We start from the raw sequence: 22,655 nt of genomic DNA on the forward strand, positions 1-22,655 counted from the left end.
CATGGCAAGCGAAAAAACACCGAATCTTGGTTTAAATCAAATTGACCGCACATCGCCCAAAACAACATATTTTGATCTGGAGAAGTACTTGGATGAAAACTGGCGGTCTGTAGATAAATTTGCAGGTGACGTGAATGACGGTGTGAATGAGATTAAGAAGCGTTTGAATACAACAGAGCGTAAGGCGGTAACTTTGGAACCTGGGGTACAGATTGTTCATGCGGAAAAGGCTGCGCCATTTTCGTTGACGGGGCTGAGCGGGCGTACGTTAGTGAATTTGTTGGGGCGGGCAGGCTCTTGTGACCGAATCGGCAGCCTTTTAGGTTGGGAAGCTGATCTTGCAGTTGAAACATCTAATAAGGCGCAGGGTGCAGGATCTATCAAGGTTACTGCAAAGAATGCCTCCGGTGTGTATAACGTGTATAGTACCGGATTGAAGTTTACTGGTGGAAGATACTATATCGCCCTAGCTGATGTTAAAAACATCAATGCTTCAAACAATATCTATGTAAACTTTTCAACAGGTGGTAATAAGGCCCTCAAGCAGTCAAAAGATCAAAGTCGATTCGTAACGATCTATACAAAATGTGCACCGACAAATGATACTGCGATAAACCTGGAAGTTTCATCGATTTCAACAGCAACTGGCCAAGCTTTTTATGCAGATGCTATTCGTCTTTATGAGGTCAGCGCTTCAGAATATGCTACCCTAGATAGCATGTCACCTGAACAAGTATCTACTAAATATCCATATGTAGACAGCATTATGCCTGTGCGTAATCCGTATGCGATTCGGTATGGCGAGAATTTATTGCCTAGCATTTATGAAGCTGAAAACAGCGTGACTGCAGGTTCAAAAAAAATTACTGCTCCATATGTCGCCACTATCACTAAAAGTACGGCGGGATATAGCTTGTATGCTTGGAACCTTCCTGCTACAGCTGGTAAAGTTTATACTCTATCTATGAAAGTGTCAGTATCTAATATCGGCGGAGTCATTGGTGCAGGTGGATACTATAATATTCACGCACTAGATGCTTACGGGAGTTACGTTGGAGAACCCTTAGACACTGGTCCATATGCAGTCGCTAACGGTGAGCATATTTTGTCACAGACGTTTACAACTCCTGCGGGGACATATGGATTGCGTATTATAGTTGGAGCGGACACAGGTGTTTTTGGTACGTTTGTCTTTTCAGAAATGATGCTTAACATTGGAAGCATTGCCAAACCATTCAAACCCCGTGAAGACTCCATGCTGGCATTACAAGCAGACCTGCATGCCGATCCTGTTACGGGCGAAAATGCTGATACGGTATTTGAGCGGGAGGGCCAATACTTTAAGTCTAAGAAGTGGAAAACCCTAGTGCTGGATGATAATCGGGAGTATGCGTTTTACACATCGGTAATAGGGATTAAAACGGTAGGCTCACCAAACAACGGAATAATATCAGCCATAAATGGTACTGGGATATTTGTCAAGTTTGACGGCAAGGTTATTAAAGAATCGGATTATGCAAGTGTAACTAGTCAATCTGACAGCCTCAATATAGGTTCATCGAGTAATAATGGCACGTACGATAATTTTCAAATAGGGGTGTCGGTTGCAGATAGCGGATGGGGAGACAGCTATATACCGACACCGGACGAAATTAAGGCGTATTTTAATGGTTGGAAGATGTATCTTGCGGGACAAGGGGATGTAAGCAAACCCTTTAATAACGAAGAAGCAGGCAAGGCGTGGTGCCCAATAGATTCTATTTATGTGGCTAACGGTACGCCATCTGCAACGTTTTTCGTTACAACATTACCAACAACAGATATAGCTTCCTTGGCATACACAAGGTATGGAAATTGGACAACGCAACAACTCACTTATCAGCTTGAGGCGCCTACTGTTGAACCTATCGTTAGCGAGGGACAGTTAACCTTTATGGAGGGTGAGAATCAGGTTGAAATCGGTACGGGAATTATACTACGTGAACGGTCAAAGGCTGTTTACACAAACGGGGCCTATTATATTAACGGTCGTACAGATGATCCGAGTATTTTAAAAAATAAAGTAAATAAAATCCTATCCGTCTATAAAGATGGTAAAAAAGATTTGTCATGGAGAACTGCTGCAGTTTCAGATCAATACCAATCCACCTATGGTAAAGAGCAAGTGTATACATTAGCTGCTAATTTCGATTTATCGTCGTCTTATAATACTACCTACTTAATGTTTGATCGTTCACCCGTTGCCACCTTTATCGGAACTTACACAGCCAACGAAAAAACGCTTTTGCTTGACTTGGTGGATAGTGTTCAACAGAATAGTGCACTTTTATCGGTCGTTGAAAATGAGAGGAGAGAGCAAAAAAGCACTTTAAAATGGATAGCACCTACGTTACTTAACGGATGGGTTAACTATGATAATACTCGTAGACCATTAGGCTACTGTAAGGATTCTCAGGGCTGGGTACATGTACAGGGATTTATTCGCGGAGGTGTCACTGCTTTTGGAACAAAGATATTTATGTTACCAGCCGGTTATGAGGCAGAAAGACCTATGGAGGTTGCGGCACTTTCTGCTGAAGGTAGTGTCCCTTATCCCTCAACTATATATGTAGGCGAGACCAGTATACAATGCGATAACGCAGTACACAATTCTTATTTGATACTTGATTTTAAATACCGTGCAAAATAAGGGGAGTGACCGAATTGAGAGCGGTTCCTAAAGTAAATCCAAACGGCCTCTATCTAGAGGATGAACTTGTGGACGATGCCTTTGTGGGAGTCGTCCCTTTTTATGCTTCATTAGAAACCATGAATCAGACTATGAAGGAAAAAAAACTTACTGGTTATATCGTAGGTATTCCAGTTCCACCGGGATTATACCAGCCTCATTTTGACATTCAATCCTGGCTAACCCATGAAGCGGAATATGATGGAAAATTGTTAGAAGCCCAGAAGATGAATGAGCAAATCAGCAAGGAATCTCAAGCTGCATTTCAGAAGCTACATGATGAATGGCAGAACATGCTGGAAAATGAACGTGGTGACGAGCCGGGATATCTTGCTCAGACATTTACAGCCCCAGAACGAAGAGATCCAACGACATTCTGGAGTGAAGGATTAAGTGGGGCAGCGATTAAAGAACTGACGCAAAAATCGGAACAACAGCTAAGTGAGACAGATCTATTGAAGCAGCGTATAGCAGATCTTGAATTAACTTTGACTCAGCTCATGCTTGGTAACACAGGAAATTAAACAAGTACTTACTCCTATTTAACTTCAAAAGACCTATTGAAAGAGGTGAAGTCATAACTATGACCGTTTTAACAGAGGCTCAGTTACGCATTTGTGCTCATGCCTGTATTACCCGCTATGATCGGGGAGAAGACCATGTAGCATCTATTATTGGAAGCTATGCTTTAAATGAACAACAACGTAAACAAGTGTTGGAAATGATTTTATCCCATCGTTCTGATCTGGAATTGGATAACGTAGAGAATTTACCATCTATGGAGGGTTCTAGTGCACAGCGAGAAACGGTTAAATGGTATAGCTCTATTTTCCGTAAGAAGACGGTATAGAGCACAGAGCAAAAATGCCTGTACTCAAAGGAGGAGTGAGTATGTATGAAAGAATGGATCTAATGTCCAGTTCGCGTGGACAAGAGCTATTCTCCTGTCTGCCAGCCTATTACGAAACCTCTCGCGTAATGTATGCAGATATGGATGCAAAGGGTAGCGAACTAGATGCTCTATATCTCGCGCTGGATGAAACATTGGCGCAATTTTTTGTTCGCACAGCCACTTGGGCGCTGGAAAGCTGGGAGATGGAGTTAGGTATCCCGGTCGATTTGGAAAAGCCGTTGGAACAGCGACGTTCTGTTGTGGAGTCGAAACTCCGTGGAAGCGGTAAATTTTCAGGAGACTTAGTACGGAAAATCATGAACTCTTTTGGTGTGGAAGGGAAAGTAGACTTTCATCCGATGGAATATAAGTTTGGTATAAGTTTTGAAAACCGTATTCCTGAAAATATGATTGATTTCAAAAAGATCATCGAGGATATTAAGCCTGCTCATCTTGCATTTTATATGAATAACAAAACTAGGCTTGCATTTCTTCATGAGAATGAAATGGTTTCTCGTATTCGATTACGTTCGAGAGCCCGCTTTTTTGGTGGGAAGCCATGGTACTTAGATGGTGTCGAGCTACTGGACGGGATAGCCTCTTTGTCCGGATGGACAGAGGAACCTATGCGATATTTCAACCGTACGAGACTAGTCATCAAGCATCGAATGGATCATCATCAGGAAGCCAACGTGAAAATTCGAAACCATTATTGGACATTAGATGGCAGCATGATGCTGGATGGGAGTCAGATGTTAAGCTCAACCGAGGAAGTCATTTCAATTTAAATATATAAAGAAATTATCTTAAAGATAGAAGGGATGATAAGTATGGCAGAACAAGTTCTGACAGTTACAACTGCTTACGCAAGGGAACAGATGGCACGTGCCCGCGCTGAAGGAGGAACACTGACAAAAGTGGTAAAAATGGCGTTTGGTAGTGGGGGTGTGGATCAAGCAGGGAAGCCACTGCCATTGGAGGGAACAGAACAGGTGTTGAGAAAGGAATTGGTTCAGAAGGATATTACCAATTCAGAATTCATTGCTCCTGCAACCATTCGGTATACCTGCTCACTGGCAGAAAATGAATTGGTGGGTGAGACTATTAATGAGCTTGCGTTGGTAGATTCGGCTGGTAAATTAACAGCTGTCCGTACGATGACTAATAAGGTCAAGGACAGTGATATGGAGTTTGTTTTCGAAATTGATGATATTTATTAAGGAGGATGAAGAAATATGAGCATACAACAACCACGCAGATTTGTTACTACCGACCAAGGACATGCGGACGTTCTGAATGTCCCCATTGATACTCTTTATGCAAACGATCAGGAATTGGCCGCGCAGGTTGAAAATATCAAAAAGGACCCGGCTGGAAACGGGATTGCTTCCAAGGAAGCGCTAGACAATCATGCCAGCAATACAGAGATCCATGTTACGGCAGCCAAACAAGCGGCCTGGAGCGCAGCAGAGGGAAATGCCAAGAAGTATACAGAGCAATATGCAGCTCCTAAGCAGCATAGTCACCCTGCATCAGATTTGCCTTCTGCGTCAACACAGGCGAGAGGGATTGTGCAGCTTAATACTTCCACAGGGAGTACAGCTACAGATCAGGCAGCAACGCCTAGTGCGGTAAAGGCAATGGGTGATGAATTAAGACAACTTATTAATAGTGTAAAGGAGACTGGTTCTGTGAAAAGCATACAAAGATTTAGTATTTCCAGTAATGTGCCTGACGGTATTGTAAATATTGCACCTGTCAATGTCGGAAAAGCAATGTTGAACTTAACAACTTACGGAGATGATCATAGCCATATGGCCAGCATTATAAGCCCAACGCAAGTCAAATTCACTCATGAAAGAGGCGGAGATTATTATATTTTTGCAAGTTTTGAAGTCATAGAATTTAATTAAGGTGGGGATGTTTGTATGAAATATTTTGCTCAGTATAATAATGATTGCGTAATTTTCGCAGTATCGCAGAGTATTGAAGCACCAGCAGGTGATAAAGTAATTGAAGTTGATGGATACGAAGTATTAGGAAGTAAATTCCATCCGGACACAGGTGATTTCGAAAAGATTCCAGCACTGAGCCCTAAGCCAACTTTCGAGGAACAGCTCCGAAAAGAAATTAAGATATTAAAACAAGCCGATCTAGATAACAAAGAGACAATTGCAGGGCTGATTCAATTAGTGATGTCACAGCAGAATGTTTAAATAGAATTTTAAAGATAGGTACTATTTACTTCAGCATAATAACTAGAGGAGGTAATACGGTGGATAATAGAATGAAAAAATCATTCGCGGTAACTTTCGTACAACTTATTTTATCTGGTCGTCGTTCAATTGAAGATGTGCCAGTAGTGCTGCAAGACATGGTTAAGACGAATTTGGATTTAGCCAGAACTGAGCAAGTATAAGAAAACACGCTTGCGCACAGCGTGTTTTTTAATGCCCTTGGATTAACCGAGGGCATTCATTTTAAACCTAGATTCAAAAGGGGGAACAAACATGCATGAAAAGATCGATCAGATTTGGCTGGGGTTTTCCACGGGGACCTTGATCGGTTATTTTTTCGGGGGGTGGACTACAATGCTGACGTTGCTGTGGTGGATGGTCGTGATCGACTTTTTCACCGGATGGGCAGCGGCCTGGATTAATGGGGAGCTGAAAAGCCGCCAAGGATATTACGGTATTTTTCGCAAGGTTACCGTGTTTTTGCTCATTACGGTAGCCCATCTAATCGACGGTATTCTCGGGGATGCACACTATTTCCGGGATGCCGTCGTTTTCTTTTATTTAGCGAACGAGCTGTTGTCCATTATAGAAAATGTGGGCAGAATGGGAGTGCCGATGCCGGATATTTTGCGAAATGCGGTAGCCATTTTTGAGTCCAAGTCGAGTGGGGAAAAAATAAAGCCAACCGATCCTTCTGACAAGCAAAATAAAGCTTTATAAAGTGCTGACTGTCGCCATTACAAAAAAGGAAGACTACCTTTTCGCCCTTTTTCGGCGTAAAAATGGAAAAGCCCAGACCGTTTACTTGGTCCAAGCATATGGATAACAGAGACAGCGTGCTACAACATTATGAATGACAAGGAGGGAGCGCCTTATGCAAAATCGCATCCCTAATGCTGCCGAAGGCATTGACGTGTCCCGATATCAGGGAACGATTGATTGGAAACGCGTACGAGCCGATGGTAAATCGTTTGCATTTATTAAAGCAAGTCAAGGACAGCGTTACGTTGATCCAACATTTATCATGAATGCAAAAGGGATCAAGGCAGCCGGGCTTCTGCTGGGAGCTTACCATTTTGTAGATGCAACCAGTGTAAACGCAGCCAAAGGGGAAGCCAGACATTTCGCCGAGGTACTGGATCAGGTGGGAGGCGCGAAAGCGCTCGGCTTACCAGCGGTGATGGATTATGAAAACAATCCGGGAAAGCTTAGCTCGGCCGCGATTCATGAGATTGCGCTGGCATTTTTGACGGAATTTGAACGAGTAAGCGGCCGCAAGCCGATGGTATATACGGGCAATGCTTTTGCTGCCCATTTTAAAGACCCGCTGGGTAGTTATAATCTGTGGATTGCACGTTATAGTACACGACTCCCTAGTGATACCACAGCATGGAAGCGCTGGGATTTCTGGCAATACAGCGATAGTGGACGGGTTGATGGCATTCAAGGGCCTGTGGATCTGAATGTATATGCCGGAACAGAGGCCGAGCTACGCCAAGCATTTGCAGGAGAAGAGGGGGATGAGCCAATGACAGCAGAGGAAAAAGCGGCATTTAAGGCCCTGCAGCAGCAGATAGACGCCCTTGAAAACAGCAAAGATGTGCTCAAGCAAACTTTAAATGAACAGAGCGCGTATATTAAAAAGGTGGATCAGCGAGTAGCTGAACTGGAGGCGCGTCAGGCTATGCCTGTACCGGTCTGGGCCAAGGAAGCGGTAGCTGCCGCCGTTGCAGTTAATCCGGCAAGTCCGATTGTGGATGCGAAGCTGCCAAGCAGTTATGATTTTTATCGCTTACTGGTCGTGTTGAACCGTCTGGGTGTGTTTAAAAAAGCCAAATGATCTTCGAAAGAACTTATACACTGCCCATCCCACTTTTATATGAAATGAGTAAAGAAACTACGAGCGAAGCCTAAATAGACAGGCGGTTAAATGCAGCCGCCTGCCCTTATGGTTAAGTGATGTTTTTTATGACCTCTGAATAGGTTGAATCCCAAAAAAAGGTAAATGGAAAATGCATCTTTACTCGAAAAGTAATTCAATATCCTCCTGACTAATCTGAGCGGTTTCAAAGTCCGAAGGAGTGAAATGAACATTCTGCTGACGAACGGTAAAATCAATGATCCGAATAATTGCTTGGACATACATATGCATAAATTCAGTTATACTTTCCTCTTCAAACATTTCTGTGCTGTACATCATATCGATCACCAATTGGTCGTTAACAATCAGGCTATTGACCTCGATGGCGGCTGTTAGATGATTGGCGTTGTCTACATTTTGACGGTCTGAAGTATCCCTATATACATAGTCTGAACTTTGACTTTCGTGATCGAATTGTCCCAGATAATTGAAGCGTATAGGACGAATGTCTGTATGCTTTTCAATAGCCCCTAGCATATATTTTAAGATGCCATAACCTATACCCTGATGGGGGACACGTCTTCGCAGGTCCTTGACATGTGCAAGGATACTGCCTATTTCTGTGCCCGGCATTTGAATACGTAAGGGATATAACGCAGTAAACCAGCCAACCGTTCTGGATACATCTATGTGATCTAGACTCCTTCCGTGATGCTCAACCTCATAAGTGAAATCGTCCAATCCGGTCCATTCCTTTACACTTAACGCCAAGGCAGCCAGCAGTAAATCTACAGGTTCGGTATGGTAAGCCTGAGACATCTCATGGAGCAGTTTGTGCGTTTGGACAGGAGACAGATGTTCTTCAACCACAGCGCATGAAGCATAGTTTACGGTAGCGGTTGGTAGGCTTGTGATAGATGCTGGAAAATAGCGGACTCCACCCTCTATTTCGCGCCAAAACTCTAGCTCTTTCCGTAGATCCGCAGTCGTGGAATAGTGATGGAGTTCTTGAGCAAAGGCTTGAACTGAGGCTGTTTTTCTTGGGAAATTTACCTCCTCATCTTCTTTTATAGCATGGTATGCATTCAATAAATCCTCCAATATAATTCTCCAGGAAACTCCGTCTACAACCAGATGATGGGCAGTGATGAACAGTTCCCGAGTTTCCTGTCCGTGATCGAATAGAGCTGCGCGGATAGGAAGACGGTGGGACAGATCGAAACCGGATTGCAGGTTATGCACCAGGTTATTGAATTCATGTTGCCGGGCCTCGGCTGAAATATGCATCATATCGTAACAATCCAGCTTGAACGAGACGGTGGCCAGTTCTGGATTATAAAATAACTTGCCATCAGGCTCCATGCTCATCCTTAAAGCATCGTGATGCTCGATCACCTTCTGAAAGGCCTTTTCCAAAGCGGAACGATCCATTTCGTTTTTCAGCAGAAGCATGATCGATTGATTATAGTGATGAGGATTGTGAAATGTCTGCGCCATAAACCAACTGGAGATAGGAGTGGGCAGAATTTCTCCGCTGGCTGGAGCTGAATCGTATAGCTGACGCTTTGGACGTGTATAATGAGCAAGCTCCGCGATATTGGGATGCGCTAAAATATCCTGTACGCCTATCTCCAGATCATAGTTATTTAATTTGGATGTCATTTGGATCGCCTTAATAGAGTCTCCGCCCAGTGCGAAGAAATTATCATGGATACCTATGTTAGCCATCTGGAATAGCTCTCCCCAAACCTGTACGAGAATATTTTCAACCTCATTATGAGCTTCCTCATATATGCTCGTTAATCCAGAGGACAAGTCTGGTACAGGAAGTTTACGCTTGTCGACCTTACCATTTGACGTAAGTGGTACGGTCTCGAGCCGGATTATATGGCTAGGCACCATGTAATGGGGAAGACAAGCATGTAAATAATTTTTGAGAAGCTCGGGAGAGACAGCAGCATCTGATACATAGTAGGCATACAACATAGGCTGGCTATTGTCTTCGTCCGATTCCACTACATTCACAACAACGTGCTGAATACCTTGATATGAGGATAGCGCGCCTTCAATTTCCCCCAGTTCGATACGAAAGCCTTTGATTTTGACTTGGTGATCTTTCCGGCCAAGGTATTCAATCAGGCCATTTTCCAGCCGTATTCCCAAGTCTCCGGTTTTATACATTCGTTCTCCTGGAACAAAAGGATTATCGAGAAATCTTTCTTTTGTGAGTTCAGGTCTATTCAAATATCCTCTCGCCACTCCGGGACCGGAAATGTAAATTTCTCCTTTTACCTGCATAGGAACAGGCTTTAAGTACGCATCCAGCACATATATAGCCACGTTATCAGAAGGTACGCCGATAGGAACGGATCTTCGGATATCTCGGTTCGAATCATAAATATGGATCATGCAGCCTACAACGGTTTCTGTCGGTCCGTACTCATTGTACAGAGTAACATTGCCACCAAATATGTCATGAACGTTCCGGGCAAGACTGACTTTGAAATCTTCTCCACCTACAATGAATTTGCGGACGTTCGATGTACGAATATTCGACTCTTGAAGAAGGGACAAATGGGCGGGAGTAAGCTTCACAATGGTTGTACGCTGGTCTTTCAGAATGCGAAACAATACAAATTCGCTGTAATCGTCATCCCTGTAGAGGCTCATGGCATGACCGCTGATTAATGGGGTGAATATGGAAGTGACGGTCAAGTCAAAGGCTATTGACGAATAACAGGCAAAGACCTCACGTGCGGCGGTAAAGTAGGTTTTATTCGCCCAATATATGTAATTCACAAGTCCCTTGTGGTGGACTGCGACTCCTTTAGGTTTGCCTGTAGAACCAGAGGTATAAATGACATAAGCGAGCTGGTCCGATCCGATTTTCGGCTCCAGATTGGAGTCATCACCATCGTACAGGGATGCATCATCCATACGATAGACTTCTCTGGAAAAAGAGATATCATCATCCAATGGTGCGTCGGTGAGCAGCAAGGCAGCCCCGGAATCCTCCAGCATAAAGCTAACACGGTCAGCTGGATAGTGTGGATCTATCGGCAGGTAGGCCCCGCCTGATTTCAATACAGCTAAGATCGAAATGATAAGTTCAAACGAATGCCCCGCCATGATTCCGACGATACTCTCTTGGCCAATCCCCCTACTTTTTAAAAACCTCGCCAGTTGGTTAGCTCGTTCGTTTAACTCACGATAGGTTAACGTTTGCTCTTCAAAGTAACAGGCAATTTCATTAGCTTTTTCAACGACCTGCTGTTCAAATAACTGAGTAATGGTTAGGGACGAAGGATAGGGGGAGTGAGTTTGATTCAGCTCATAGATTAGCTCATTGTGTTCCTGCGTAGACAGCATTTCAATTTCCGCAATCGGAGTGTATGGCTGCTCGATCATCTCGCGAATCATATGCATGAGATGCTCAAACATTTTGGCAATCTGCAGCTCGCTGAAAGTCTTCACTCTATAGTCAAAATCCAGCGTAATTTTTCCGCTCCCCTCCCAATCACGTATAACTAGCTGCAGGGCATAAGGCTGATAACCACTGAATACCTCCTGAACTTCATAGGGGCATCCATCAAATTGGGGACTAAATTTCATATTGTAATAATTAACACACATATCAAACAGACCGTTATATCCTTTTTGGGCAAGCTCCAAACCACCAGCCAGAAGATCATACGGATATTTTTGATGAAAGTAAAAATTCATTAGCTCTGTTCCCACCTGCTTCATCCAGGAGTAGGCATCTAAAGCTTCATCCACTTGGATACGAAACGGCATTGTGCTGGTGAACATGCCAAACGTATTTTTTTGTTTTTTTTCCTGATCTGTTCAGGACAGGTGTCCCGATGACTACATCGGTTTCTTGAGTCGTTCGGTAGATGTAAAGCAGAAGGGCGGATACGAATAACACATTTACAGAAAGCTTGGAGCTTTGGATAAAATTCTGGATGATGCGAGAGGTTTCGCTATCGATGGCAAAGGATGAGCGAACGGCCGAAATATCTTTACTTTTGTTGATGGGTATCATATCAGGTAAGGTTTGAAACTTTTCATTCCAGAACATTTTATTTTTGATAAAACGTTCAGATGCTAGATAGGCTTGTTCTTGATCAATGATAGGTATGTAGGAATATTCTTCATCAGCAGGGAGAGGACGGTGGTTGACTAGTAGAGTATAATACTGCGAAATTCGTTCCGACACGATATGTAAAGCCCAACCGTCTGCAATAATATGATGAAATTTACCCAAATAACCAACATCATCAGGTCCCAGCCGAAAGATAACAAAAGAATATAGTTTGGAGTTCAACAGAGGCATCGCTTGTCCGCTCACGACCTTCAGCCATTGTTCAAAATGCTGTACAGGATCAGTCTCATGACTAAAATCGAGATATTCGATATTCTCCTTTTCATAGGCTTAACGTATTGTACGGGTTCTCCATCTTGCTCTTCGATCCGGATACGGAGGCCTTCAGTTTTGGAAATGAAGAGCTGAATCGCATTCTCCAGTGCATCAAGCTCGAGTTCCTTTTGAATGCGTACTAGTCCGGTCAGATTATGCATGGCCGTCGTACCATGTATTTTTTCGTTATACCAAATCCTTTTTTGAGCATGCGTTAATGCATAGAACATACATTAGCCTCCTTATACATGCAGATTTTGAAAAACGTAGAGTCTACATAAAAATGATGCTATCCGACCAAATAAAAACAATCAAGCAGAAAAATTGTATTTTTATGAGGAAAATAAAACAGATTTTCGACAATTGTATACCAATTTAAACATACGAGTTCCCTTTAAAAGGTTTTTGTAGGTTTACTAGGGAATTTCGAAAAAGTGTGAATTAACTCACTACATCCGAACGGGATGAAATGTTAAGGTGTTAATACAAATTCAATTAAATTGATAATTATTAGTTTATTACGTATTTTTGGCAATTGACTCTCCGAATTAAGATCAATACCTGGTAATCTCCCGATTTTTCGTCACATAAACCCATTCCTATTTAATATATATTCATTATAAATTGCTTAAATATCCATAAAATAAATATAAAATTACGCATATTTATACGCCATATTGAATGCTTCGTTTTGAATACTATTTATCCTAGTGTTTTTATATAATTACTAGATAATTAGTCTTACATATATTGGTCAAGCATGCTTTGATTACATATTACAAAGAAAGCTGGAGCGATTATGGAATGTAAAAAGATGATCATGAGAAAAATGGCAGCGGTTATTCTGATTTTCGCTTTAGTGGCGGCATGTATTCTGCCTAATCACGCGGAAGCCGCAGCAGGTTTGGATCAAGCCACGACTCAACGTCTAGAAGCATTTATTCATGAGAAAATGCAGGAAGGTCATATCCCCGGAATGACAGTAGTGGTGGTTCGGGGAAAAGAAACGGCCTACCTCAAAAGTTTTGGGTATGCAAATGTGGACAAGCAAGCTGCTGTTACACCTGAGACAAGCTTTGAAATTGCCTCTTGTTCTAAAGGATTCACAGCACTTGCCGTACTGCAGCTACAGCAGCAGGGTTTGTTGAAGCTGGATGATCCTGTTTCGAAGTATTTTCCATGGTTCCAAGCCAAGTACAAACACCAAAATGTCGAGATTACACTGCGACAGTTGCTACACCACTCCAGCGGCATTCCATGGTATACGATTACCGACATTCCGATCTCCAACCGCGTCGATTCACTCGAACAGGTCGTGAGGAATGTGAATGGCTTAGAATTACATAACCGTCCTGGCGAACGCTTTGAATATGCCACCATTAACTATGCCATCGTGGGGGCTGTCATTCAAAAGGTCACGGGGCAGCCTTACGAAGATTATATGAAGGCCCATATTTTTCAGCCATTGGGTCTGCATAAGACCACTCTTTACCCCACAGAAGCCGCACCCACACTGGCAACAGGCTACAAGAACGGCTTTTTTCAAGCACGTGAATATCAATCCCCTGTCTTTAGGGGAAATCGTCCTGCTGGTTATATCATGATGGACGGTAATGACCTGGCTACCTGGCTCAAATATCAACTGGGCAGCCTGAAATCTCCCATGACTCCATTAATTATGGAAACGCATGCGCCTGACCGCACTGTGGCTCCCAGCAAGTTTGATATGTCGTCTTATGCTATGGGCTGGGCTGATTATCAAAGCGGAAATGGAGAGGTGTCGAAGGCTGGATTAAATCCGAATTTTTCTGCATATATGGTTTTTCGCCCTCAAGATCAGCTCGCTGTAGGGATTATGGCGAATAACGGTACCACTTTAACGTATATTACGGGTCACGGCCTGATGGATATTTTACGAGATCGTCAACCTGTGTCTCCGTATGAGCCGGATCAGAAAACAGATAATGCATGGTCCGTCATTACGATTATGCTGGCATGTTATGTGCTGGCTGTAGGAGTTCTGCTGATTACAGTTGTACGGGACATCATCCGCAAACAACGTGTTTATAAGTCTTTGAATCCAAAAAAGCTGCTTACATGGCTGGTGTTTTTACTTTGCAGTACACCGTTTTTGTATGGAGTTTATCTGGTTCCTACTGCGATGCAGGGGGTTTCCTGGACAACCGCGATTGTCTGGTCTCCGTTTAGCTTTCCGTTTGCGATTGGGGCCTTGGGCCTAGGATTGCTCTTGAGCTTTGTCTACTTGGTGCTGGGTACGCTTTTCCCTAACGCAGATGAAACTAGACGTTCGCTTCCTTTGTTGGTGATGATGAGCTTGCTGAGCGGTGCGGCGAATGCCTTTGTCATTTTTATCGTCAATTTCTCGATTGGCAGCGAGATTCCGCTCAAATACCTGCTGTATTATTTCGGGCTGGCGCTGGCAGTATATATTTTCGGCCGCAAGCTGATTGAAACCAAATTAGTGAAGATCACCTATAACATGATTTATCGAAAACGGATGGAACTCATTCAACGAGTGCTGCACAGCTCTTATGACAAATTAGAACGCATGGACAACGGCAAAATTTTAGCCACTTTAAATAATGATACGGAGATGGTCGGCTTCTCGGCTAATGTGGCGGTCGGGTTCGCAACCAGCTTGCTGACTGTCATCTGCTGCTTTGTTTATCTCGGTACGATTTCGTTTTGGGGAACAATTCTCTCGCTGGTCGTGATTGCGGTGATCGCCGCATTTTATAGCCTTGTCAGCGGTACGGCTAACCGTTATTGGGAAGAGGCGAGGGATACCCAAAACGTATATTTGGGGTTTATCGATCACATGCTCAAAGGCTTTAAAGAGCTTAGTATGCATGGTCGCAAAAAGGCGGAGTTCGGGAGCGATATTCAGGATAGCTGTGAACAGTATCGGCAAAAACGCTCGGTGTCCCGTATTAAATTTACCAATGCGCTGGTGCTGGGCGAAACGCTGCTGATTTTAATTTTAGGTGTAGTAACCTTTGTGTTCCCGACGATTTTCCCGAACATAAAGGATTACACATTAATTCAATTTGTTGTCGTGTTTCTTTATTTGATTGGACCGATCAACGGGTTGTTGCAGGCTGTGCCGGAGTTGTTCCAGATTCGGACCTCCTGGCGAAGAATTAAAACCTTTATTGCGGAAATGCCAACTAATGACAGTGGAGAAGTACATGATACTGCGAATGGGGTAGATGAAGAGGTTGCTGTGGAACGCATTGGTTTTCACAATCTTAGCTTTGAGTACAGCAACGTGACTGGAGAGTCCAGCTTTGTGGTCGGACCTATTACGCTGGAGGCCGCTAAAGGACAGATCATTTTTATTACAGGCGGCAACGGCAGTGGTAAAACAACGCTTGCCAAGCTAATGACCGCTCTTTACCCGCCACAAACGGGATACATCACGATCAATGGAGAAGTCATTGACCCACGTACCTCGGGCGAGTATTTCTCCACCGTGTTCTCTGATTTCCATTTGTTTGAGCGTTTGTACGACATTGATTATAAGGAAAAGCAATCTGACATTGTTCTTTATCTGAAAAGGCTGGGATTGGAGGATAAAGTAACGGTTAAGGATGGATATTTTAGCACGCTCAAGCTATCTGGCGGCCAGCGGAAGCGGCTTGCGCTGTTGATCTGTTATCTGGAGAATCGACCTGTATATTTGTTTGACGAATGGGCTGCGGATCAAGATCCAGAGTTCCGAAAGTTCTTTTATCATACACTTCTGCCTGAAATGAAGGCGGCAGGCAAAATTGTGTTCGCCATCACGCATGATGACCATTATTTTCATACCGCAGACCGCCTGCTGAAGATGGAAATGGGACAGATGAAGGAGCTGGAAGTACTGAGTGCTGAAGTCAGTGGCTCATAACCAATCCATTAAAATTTATAAAAAAGTGTGGGCTTAAACATGCAAAACTACATTGTTGTCAAAGGCGCCAGACAGCATAACCTGAAAAATATCTCTTTGCGGATTCCGCGTGATCAATTGGTCGTCTTCACGGGAGTAAGCGGCTCAGGGAAATCGTCACTAGTGTTCAATACACTATATGCAGAAGGACGGCGACGCTTAATGGAGTCGCTGTCCGCATATGAGCGAATGGGCTTGCGAAAAACGGAAGATGCGGATGTGGACTTGATCGAAGGGCTGTCTCCGGCAATTGCGATGGAGCAAAAGACGTTGTCCCGGAATCCAAGGTCTACGGTGGGAACATTGACCGAGCTTTCTTCTTATGTGCGGTTATTGTTTTCACGAACAAGTCAGGCCGTTTGTCCCTATTGCCAGGAAGCATTGCCTGTTCAAAGCAGAAAGAAAATCACAGAGCAGGTGCTCCAATATCCATCTGATACATCTATTGATGTATATGCGCCAATTCTTTCCATGCCACATGGCGGGCCTGTAGCGTTGCTGAAGGAAATACGAAAAAAGGGCTATACCCAGTTAAATTGGAACCAAAAATTGCTGGATGTACAGCAAGCAGAAGTTTTGTTCTCCAGTATGTCTCCACAGGTAGTACACCTAGGAAAAGAGTACAACCGGCTGGAGGTACTGGTTGGTCAAGTGACGATTTCAAATTCCGTGGAGCAAGTCAAAGATATTCAAGTTCTGGTAGACAAGGCGCTGGATGTGGGAGACGGATGGATGCAAATTCGACCTATGGTCGATAAACGATCTGCATGTACTCCAAACTCCGGGTGTTGCCGTTGCGGAATGATGGTCAGTGAAATCTCGGCAGGAGCTTTTTCATCCAATAGTCCTCTGGGTGCTTGTCCGACATGTACAGGACTTGGCACACATTATGAAGTGAATCTCGAACGTGTGATTCCTGATCGATCCAAAAGTGTGGCCGAAGGAGCGATCCACCTGCTTGGCTGGCAATGCGAGAAAGAGAAATTTCATAAAAATCGAAAAATTTTAGAGGGACTGGCGACCCGGTATCATTTTGACCTGAATACGGCGGTAAAGGATCTGCCGAATGAGGCGTTATACGCTGTGCTATACGGTACTCAAGGGGAAAAGATTGCCATTGAGAATCCTGCTACAGGTGGCAAGCCAATGCATGAAAAATTTGCAGGCATTGTGAATCTCATTTATGAGCGCTTCAACGCTAATGCCAAGGACGAAATGAGCGCCATGAAAGCGGAAGATAAGGCAGTCATGATAGAACAAGTGTGTCCGAGCTGCGGAGGAGCCCGTTTGAAGGCAGAACGTCTTCTGTATCGTGTAGGGGATCAAACGATCCGTGATTTTTCGAATATGCCGTTAGTTGAGCTGCATGCATACTGCGATGAACTACTGCGAGCGGCCCCCCGATTTTTCCAGAGTCTTGCGGCTGTCGCACAGCCTATTTTACGGGAAATGAAGACTCGTCTGGCGTTGCTGCTCGACATGGGACTGGACTATTTAAGTCTGAACCGTCCGGTGACGATGCTCTCGGGTGGTGAATCGCAGCGCGTACGCTTAACGACTCAACTAAGCTCAGGACTGATGGGGATGATCTACATTTTGGATGAACCCAGTGTCGGATTGCACCCGAAGGATACCGGCAAAATGATAGCAATGCTTCACAGGCTACGGGATTTGGGAAACACCATCTTGGTCGTCGAACATGATGAAGAGATTATGGCCCAAGCGGATTATCTTGTGGATATTGGACCTGGTGCAGGAGCGCTCGGTGGTGAAATTGTGGCACAGGGGACGGTGGAACAAGTCATGAGCAATCCCAATTCTTTGACGGGACAATATTTGGCCGGCCGGCGAGGTATTCCATTGCCCTCAAGGCGGAGAAAGGCTCGTGACGGGAAGTATCTGGAGGTGCTGGGAGCGAGGGAGAATAATCTACAGAACCTGAACATACGCATACCGCTCGGTTGCTTGGTTTGTGTCACAGGGGTATCCGGATCAGGGAAAACCACGCTGGTTCATAACGTTATATATGAAAAATTGCGTGCTCACCTGGATGGTAAGCCTGCATATCTGAAGCACGATGTAGAGATGAAAGGAGAAGCGTCGATTGATCAGGTGATTTGTATCGATCAGAAGCCAATTGGACGAACATCGCGATCCACTCCGGCTACCTATGTGGGGGTGTTTGACGCTATCCGTAAGTTGTTTGCCAGGACTGAAAGAGCCAGACAGCTGCAACGGAAGGATGCACATTTTAGCTTCAATTCACCGGGTGGACGCTGTGAAGTTTGTTCAGGACTCGGGGTGATCGTCACTGAAATGCAGTTTATGTCTGACGTTGAAATGATGTGCGAGACGTGCCGGGGCAGACGCTACAGCGAAGATATACTGGCCATTACATATCAAGAGAAGAATATTGCGGATGTATTGGAGATGAGTATTGAAGAAGCTGCAGTTTTCTTTGCTGACCAGCCTGTTATTTACAGCAAGCTGAAGCTTATGAACCAACTGGGTCTTGGTTATATGAAGCTGGGTCAGTCTGCAACGACATTATCTGGCGGGGAAGCCCAGCGTATTAAGCTGGTGGAGGAGCTAGGTCAGTTAAAAAAGGGGCGCAGCCAGTTATACATTTTGGATGAACCGACCACAGGCTTGCATCCTGACGACATCCAGCGTCTGCTAACCATCCTTCAACAGCTCGTAGATGAAGGTAATACCGTCCTCATCATTGAACATAATCTGCATTTGATCAAAACGGCAGATTATGTGTTGGATCTTGGTCCCGAAGGAGGGACCAGAGGTGGACAGCTGGTGGTGGCTGGAACCCCTGAGCAGGTTGCAGCCTGTGTGCATTCCCATACCGGCTCATTTTTGCGTAATGTCGGAATGGATTTCAACGAGGACGAGGTGAGAGCATGAGTAACAGATTGGACCATTTACGAATTCTTCCGACAGGCCCCTTAAATTATTATTTGCAAAAGCGATACAACGATCTGCCATGGGTGCACAAGTTTGGCTTGGATCATATCAAGGTGAAAGGTGATTTTCTGCTCATTCATGCATGGAAGCCTGGGTATGTGAAGCTAACACGGGAGCAGGCGAGTCACTTCAAAGCAGCCATTGAAAAAGGAGAGAATCCAGAGGACAAGCTTCCTAAGTTGCCGGAAGCCTGGTTAGTGGACGGGGAAGATGAGCCTGATGTAGAAGGACTCTTGGCTAAGGTTATCGTGCCCGAGTTGTTTGAACTTCTCTCCCCGGAAAATCTTAAAGAGGACGTAACCAGTCCGCAATCCATCCGGTTAAGAGCTATTTTGGAGCAGGTCGCTGAGCATGTACCTGTTTTTCCAGCCATTCAGAATCCCTATGAGCTGCGTCGTTTTCTGGAGGTCGTGAAGCGCCAAAAGCCTAAAACAGTCGTTGAGATCGGGACAGCCAGCGGCGGCGTATTTTATTGCTTGAGCCAACTAGCCGACCCGGAAGCCCTGCTCGTCAGTATTGATTATCCGGGTGGACCGTATGGAGGTGGTCAGGATGACAATGAGGTGCAGCTTTACTCCAGTTTCGGCAGCGCGAAACAGCAGTTTTCTTTTATTCGCGATCGTTCATTTCACTGCTCGACCAAACAGGATTTGAAAAAGGTTCTGGGAAATCGCCAGATTGACCTGCTATTTATTGATGGAGATCATTCCTACGGTGGTGTGAGTTCGGATTTCCGCATGTATCAAGAGTTGGTGGCGCCGGGCGGTATGATTGCTTTTCATGATATCAGCATGCGGCCTGAAACGTGGGGAAGAGGTTATGATGTTGGCGTTTTCTGGGATGAAGTGAAACAAAGCTATCCGTCCTTTCAGGAATTTGTAGACCCAACGGGCTGTCGAGAACCGTTTATTCGTCACCCGCAAGAGGGACTGTTCGCATATGGGATTGGCACCATCATTCAAATGTAAGGGGGAACGACCATGGCCCACCGTCCTTTGAACAAAACACATGTGGAGGATGTTATTGGTTTGACTCCCATGCAGGAAGGAATGCTCTATCACTATTTGCGGGACAAGGATACAGGAGCTTATTTTGAACAATACAGCTATACGCTACGTGGTCAGCTTGATCTATCTGTCTGCTGTGAGGCGTGGAAATGGACGATTCAACAGCATGAAGTGCTGAGAAGCGTATTCCGCTGGGAAAAGATCCAGAATCCGGTTCAGATTATCTTAAAAGGACGCGTACTATCTTTCGCGTTCCATGACCTCACAGAAATGGCAGAGATGGAGCAAGAGGTGGTATTGCAGGAGCTGCGAGAGGCGGATCGCGCCGTAGGGTTTGACCTGTCCGAGGGCCCACTATTGCGGATTACAGTGTTTAGGCTGACGCACGATCGTCATATCATGATGGTCAGCAATCATCATATTGTGATGGATGGCTGGAGTAATGGTATTGTGCTGGGTGAGTTTATCCACGCATATCGTACGCTGCGTGCAGGCCGAGAACCGGAACGGATAAGCAAGCCGCGTTTCCGAGAGTACGTGAAATGGCTTGGAAAGCAGAATAAGAGCGGAAGCAAGGCATTTTGGCAAGCTTATCTGGCTGGATATGAAGCTCAGCCCCTGTACCTGCTTAATACCACTTCTGCCCCACAAATAAGCGATACGGCTTGCGAATCGTATATATTGCCGCCAGATCTGGTGAATGAGTTGGAAGTTGTCGCGAAGGAAGAATCGGTAACGATAGGTACCCTTTTTACAGCGGCTTGGGGCGTTCTGCTACAAAGGGTTAGCGGTCGGCAAGACGTGCTTTTCGGCACAACAGTATCTGGCCGCTCCAGCAGCTTGCCTGGAATTGAACGAATGGTAGGTCTTCTGATGAACACAGTTCCTATGCGGTTGCAGTCTGGGAATAGCGATACGCTGCAACAAGCGCTGCTCGATGTTCAGCAAGCGAGTATAGCGAGGCAGCCTTACGAAACAACACCGCTTGTGGATATACAAACTTACGGAAATTTCAGAAGCACAGAGCCTCTATTTGATACATTGCTCGTGATTGAAAATTATCCCCTGGAGATCAATCGACAAAGTGAATTGACCTTGGAATCCTTTGCCGGGCATAGCGTAACGGATTATTCACTTCTAGTGAGTATTCATCAAATGGAGCAAACAGCCATCCAAATGTTGTATCAGCCTTCAACATATGAAACATCGACAATAGAACTCTTATGTGAACGTTATGTCGCTTTACTCAGGCTGATGGTTACAGAAAGAGATTGTGCTATTCAGGATATTCACTCCTTGACGGAGATGGAAAAGGGACTGCAAGAGGTCTGGGCGATTGAATTTGATTATAGCCCGGATACTTTGAAAAGGGGTGTATGAAGATGAGAAAGCCGAAGGACTGGGAACAAATGGATTCCTATCAATGGATGACTACGAAGGAAACTGCCCACTATTACCGACTCATTGCTAATTTAATGAAGGAAATTCACGCCAAAATTCCGGATGAACAGTATCATTTGGACAAAGTAGCGACAGAAACGGATATTCGTGAGGAAAACTTTCAAGGGAAAAACTACCAACGCGCAGTCATGTATTTAATGTCGAACGGATGCGAGTGGGCTCTGAAAAATGGAAACGGCTGCACCATGTGCGGTCATTTAGCCAAGCAAACGCGCAAAGACGGCCCTCTTTCCGCCCATTATTATTTGGAGCAATTTCGGAAGGAGTTCAATCGGATTGATTTTACCAAATATCCTTTACTCAATCTGTATAATAACGGTTCCATTCTCAACGACAATGAAGTTCCAGCTGAAGCATTGTGGGAGATCATACGCATGGTTGGGGAAAAGCCCGAAATCAAAATGCTGGTTATTGAAACCAGACCCGAGTTTGTAACGCAGGAAAATATGGCGGAAATTAAGCGCCTTTTACCGGATAAGCATGTGGAAGTCGCCATGGGACTTGAAATGATTGATGATTTTTTGCGGTATGTATGCATAAACAAGGGCTTTTCATTAAAACAATTTGACAAGGCCGCCCGCTTGGTGACTCAGGAGCTAAATTTACGCAGCTATGTGTTGCTGAAGCCGCCTTTTATTACGGAACAAGAGGCTATCGAGCATGCCGTACAAACGATTGAACATGCTTTTGAGATCGGTACGACGACTGTTTCACTGGAAAGCTGTACCGTACAGGATTATACACTGGTGCAGTATTTAAGTGATCAAGAGGCCTATAAACCGGCATGGCTCTGGAGCATCGTTGAGGTGGTAAAACGGACGGCGCATTTGGGGAAGATCATCGTCGGATTGTTCCAATTTTATCCTTCTCCTGTCGGGGTGCCTTACAATTGCCCGCAATGCAGTGATCGAGTGATGGAGGCGTTGAAGGAGTATAATCACACTCTTGATCCAAGCGTTCTGGAGCATCTGGATTGCAGCTGCAAGGCGGAATGGGAGAAAGAATTGAAGCACGTGCATCCTCCTTTTGAGGAGAGACTGAGTATTTTGAATAGTGAATTAATCAAGTAGTCCACCAATTAAAGATCATGTGGATTCGTCAGCTCATGAAGGCCGGGAACGGTT

General features: G+C 44.6%; 16 protein-coding genes and 1 pseudogene. 15 read left to right on the forward strand and 2 right to left on the reverse strand.

The window, feature by feature from the left end; all coding sequences use genetic code 11:
* The first annotated feature begins 1 nt into the window (after position 1).
* The 10 genes from C400_RS0106715 to C400_RS0106760 all read left to right on the forward strand — a co-directional run bounded on the left by C400_RS0106715 (position 2) and on the right by C400_RS0106760 (position 7,697).
* Positions 2–2,689 carry a hypothetical protein gene (locus C400_RS0106715; protein ID WP_017426420.1) on the forward strand — a complete coding sequence of 896 codons (2,688 nt, stop codon included), beginning with the start codon at positions 2–4 and terminating at the stop codon, positions 2,687–2,689.
* A 14-nt stretch (positions 2,690–2,703) separates the two neighbouring features.
* The gene (locus tag C400_RS0106720; RefSeq protein WP_017426421.1) at positions 2,704–3,252 is read left to right on the forward strand and encodes a hypothetical protein; all 549 of its coding nucleotides are present in this window, start codon (positions 2,704–2,706) and stop codon (positions 3,250–3,252) included.
* A gap of 59 nt (positions 3,253–3,311) precedes the next feature.
* Positions 3,312–3,578: a hypothetical protein gene (locus C400_RS0106725; RefSeq protein WP_017426422.1), complete on the forward strand. Its 267-nt coding sequence runs from the start codon at positions 3,312–3,314 to the stop codon at positions 3,576–3,578.
* 41 nt (positions 3,579–3,619) lie between these two features.
* On the forward strand, positions 3,620–4,408 hold the full coding sequence (locus C400_RS0106730; RefSeq protein WP_017426423.1) for a putative phage tail protein: 789 nt from the start codon (positions 3,620–3,622) through the stop codon (positions 4,406–4,408).
* Between the two features lie 42 nt (positions 4,409–4,450).
* Complete coding sequence (locus C400_RS0106735) at positions 4,451–4,840, forward strand: phage tail-collar fiber domain-containing protein (RefSeq protein ID WP_017426424.1); 390 nt, start codon at positions 4,451–4,453, stop codon at positions 4,838–4,840.
* Positions 4,841–4,855: 15 nt separating this feature from the next.
* Entirely contained in the window at positions 4,856–5,533 is a 678-nt protein-coding gene (locus C400_RS27495) for a tail fiber protein (protein WP_017426425.1), read from the forward strand.
* 15 nt (positions 5,534–5,548) lie between these two features.
* Complete coding sequence (locus C400_RS0106745) at positions 5,549–5,836, forward strand: hypothetical protein (RefSeq protein ID WP_017426426.1); 288 nt, start codon at positions 5,549–5,551, stop codon at positions 5,834–5,836.
* A 59-nt stretch (positions 5,837–5,895) separates the two neighbouring features.
* On the forward strand, positions 5,896–6,039 hold the full coding sequence (locus C400_RS27165; RefSeq protein ID WP_017426427.1) for a CD1375 family protein: 144 nt from the start codon (positions 5,896–5,898) through the stop codon (positions 6,037–6,039).
* A gap of 91 nt (positions 6,040–6,130) precedes the next feature.
* Positions 6,131–6,577 carry a phage holin family protein gene (locus C400_RS0106755; protein WP_016821295.1) on the forward strand — a complete coding sequence of 149 codons (447 nt, stop codon included), beginning with the start codon at positions 6,131–6,133 and terminating at the stop codon, positions 6,575–6,577.
* A gap of 154 nt (positions 6,578–6,731) precedes the next feature.
* Positions 6,732–7,697 (forward strand): glycoside hydrolase family 25 protein, encoded by a 966-nt coding sequence (locus C400_RS0106760; protein WP_017426428.1) that lies wholly within the window; start codon positions 6,732–6,734, stop codon positions 7,695–7,697.
* 180 nt (positions 7,698–7,877) lie between these two features.
* Here the strand turns inward: C400_RS0106760 and C400_RS0106765 are convergent, their stop codons facing one another.
* Together C400_RS0106765 and C400_RS27500 are read right to left on the reverse strand one after the other, a co-directional pair.
* The gene (locus C400_RS0106765; protein WP_232795324.1) at positions 7,878–11,528 is read right to left on the reverse strand and encodes a non-ribosomal peptide synthetase; all 3,651 of its coding nucleotides are present in this window, start codon (positions 11,526–11,528) and stop codon (positions 7,878–7,880) included.
* A pseudogene (locus tag C400_RS27500) lies at positions 11,488–12,368 on the reverse strand (condensation domain-containing protein). The gene C400_RS0106765 and the pseudogene C400_RS27500 overlap by 41 nt, the downstream one beginning before the upstream one ends.
* 590 nt (positions 12,369–12,958) lie before the next feature.
* On the opposite strand from C400_RS27500, the gene C400_RS0106770 reads away from it, so the two are divergent.
* The 5 genes from C400_RS0106770 to C400_RS0106790 are packed head-to-tail and all read left to right on the forward strand — an operon-like array spanning position 12,959 to position 22,601.
* Positions 12,959–16,048: a cyclic peptide export ABC transporter gene (locus C400_RS0106770; RefSeq protein WP_232795325.1), complete on the forward strand. Its 3,090-nt coding sequence runs from the start codon at positions 12,959–12,961 to the stop codon at positions 16,046–16,048.
* A 39-nt stretch (positions 16,049–16,087) separates the two neighbouring features.
* Positions 16,088–19,003 carry an excinuclease ABC subunit UvrA gene (gene uvrA / locus C400_RS0106775; RefSeq protein ID WP_017426430.1) on the forward strand — a complete coding sequence of 972 codons (2,916 nt, stop codon included), beginning with the start codon at positions 16,088–16,090 and terminating at the stop codon, positions 19,001–19,003.
* Positions 19,000–20,031 carry a class I SAM-dependent methyltransferase gene (locus tag C400_RS0106780; RefSeq protein ID WP_017426431.1) on the forward strand — a complete coding sequence of 344 codons (1,032 nt, stop codon included), beginning with the start codon at positions 19,000–19,002 and terminating at the stop codon, positions 20,029–20,031. The genes uvrA and C400_RS0106780 overlap by 4 nt, the downstream gene beginning before the upstream one ends.
* 12 nt (positions 20,032–20,043) lie before the next feature.
* Positions 20,044–21,450: a condensation domain-containing protein gene (locus C400_RS0106785; RefSeq protein ID WP_017426432.1), complete on the forward strand. Its 1,407-nt coding sequence runs from the start codon at positions 20,044–20,046 to the stop codon at positions 21,448–21,450.
* 2 nt (positions 21,451–21,452) lie between these two features.
* Entirely contained in the window at positions 21,453–22,601 is a 1,149-nt protein-coding gene (locus C400_RS0106790) for an archaeosine biosynthesis radical SAM protein RaSEA (protein WP_017426433.1), read from the forward strand.
* Positions 22,602–22,655 lie beyond the last annotated feature (54 nt).

The organism is Paenibacillus sp. ICGEB2008 (assembly GCF_000307675.1).
Taxonomy (GTDB): domain Bacteria; phylum Bacillota; class Bacilli; order Paenibacillales; family Paenibacillaceae; genus Paenibacillus; species Paenibacillus polymyxa.

Coding starts and splice junctions, on each gene's coding strand:
- uvrA (WP_017426430.1), top strand. CDS start 16,088: ATGCAAAACTACATTGTTGTCAAAGGCGCCAGACAGCATAACCTGAAA.
- C400_RS0106790 (WP_017426433.1), top strand. CDS start 21,453: ATGAGAAAGCCGAAGGACTGGGAACAAATGGATTCCTATCAATGGATG.
- C400_RS0106745 (WP_017426426.1), top strand. CDS start 5,549: ATGAAATATTTTGCTCAGTATAATAATGATTGCGTAATTTTCGCAGTA.
- C400_RS0106715 (WP_017426420.1), top strand. CDS start 2: ATGGCAAGCGAAAAAACACCGAATCTTGGTTTAAATCAAATTGACCGC.
- C400_RS27495 (WP_017426425.1), top strand. CDS start 4,856: ATGAGCATACAACAACCACGCAGATTTGTTACTACCGACCAAGGACAT.
- C400_RS0106780 (WP_017426431.1), top strand. CDS start 19,000: ATGAGTAACAGATTGGACCATTTACGAATTCTTCCGACAGGCCCCTTA.
- C400_RS0106735 (WP_017426424.1), top strand. CDS start 4,451: ATGGCAGAACAAGTTCTGACAGTTACAACTGCTTACGCAAGGGAACAG.
- C400_RS0106755 (WP_016821295.1), top strand. CDS start 6,131: ATGCATGAAAAGATCGATCAGATTTGGCTGGGGTTTTCCACGGGGACC.
- C400_RS0106725 (WP_017426422.1), top strand. CDS start 3,312: ATGACCGTTTTAACAGAGGCTCAGTTACGCATTTGTGCTCATGCCTGT.
- C400_RS0106760 (WP_017426428.1), top strand. CDS start 6,732: ATGCAAAATCGCATCCCTAATGCTGCCGAAGGCATTGACGTGTCCCGA.
- C400_RS0106765 (WP_232795324.1), bottom strand. CDS start 11,528: ATGTTCACCAGCACAATGCCGTTTCGTATCCAAGTGGATGAAGCTTTA.
- C400_RS0106785 (WP_017426432.1), top strand. CDS start 20,044: ATGGCCCACCGTCCTTTGAACAAAACACATGTGGAGGATGTTATTGGT.
- C400_RS0106770 (WP_232795325.1), top strand. CDS start 12,959: ATGAGAAAAATGGCAGCGGTTATTCTGATTTTCGCTTTAGTGGCGGCA.
- C400_RS0106730 (WP_017426423.1), top strand. CDS start 3,620: ATGTATGAAAGAATGGATCTAATGTCCAGTTCGCGTGGACAAGAGCTA.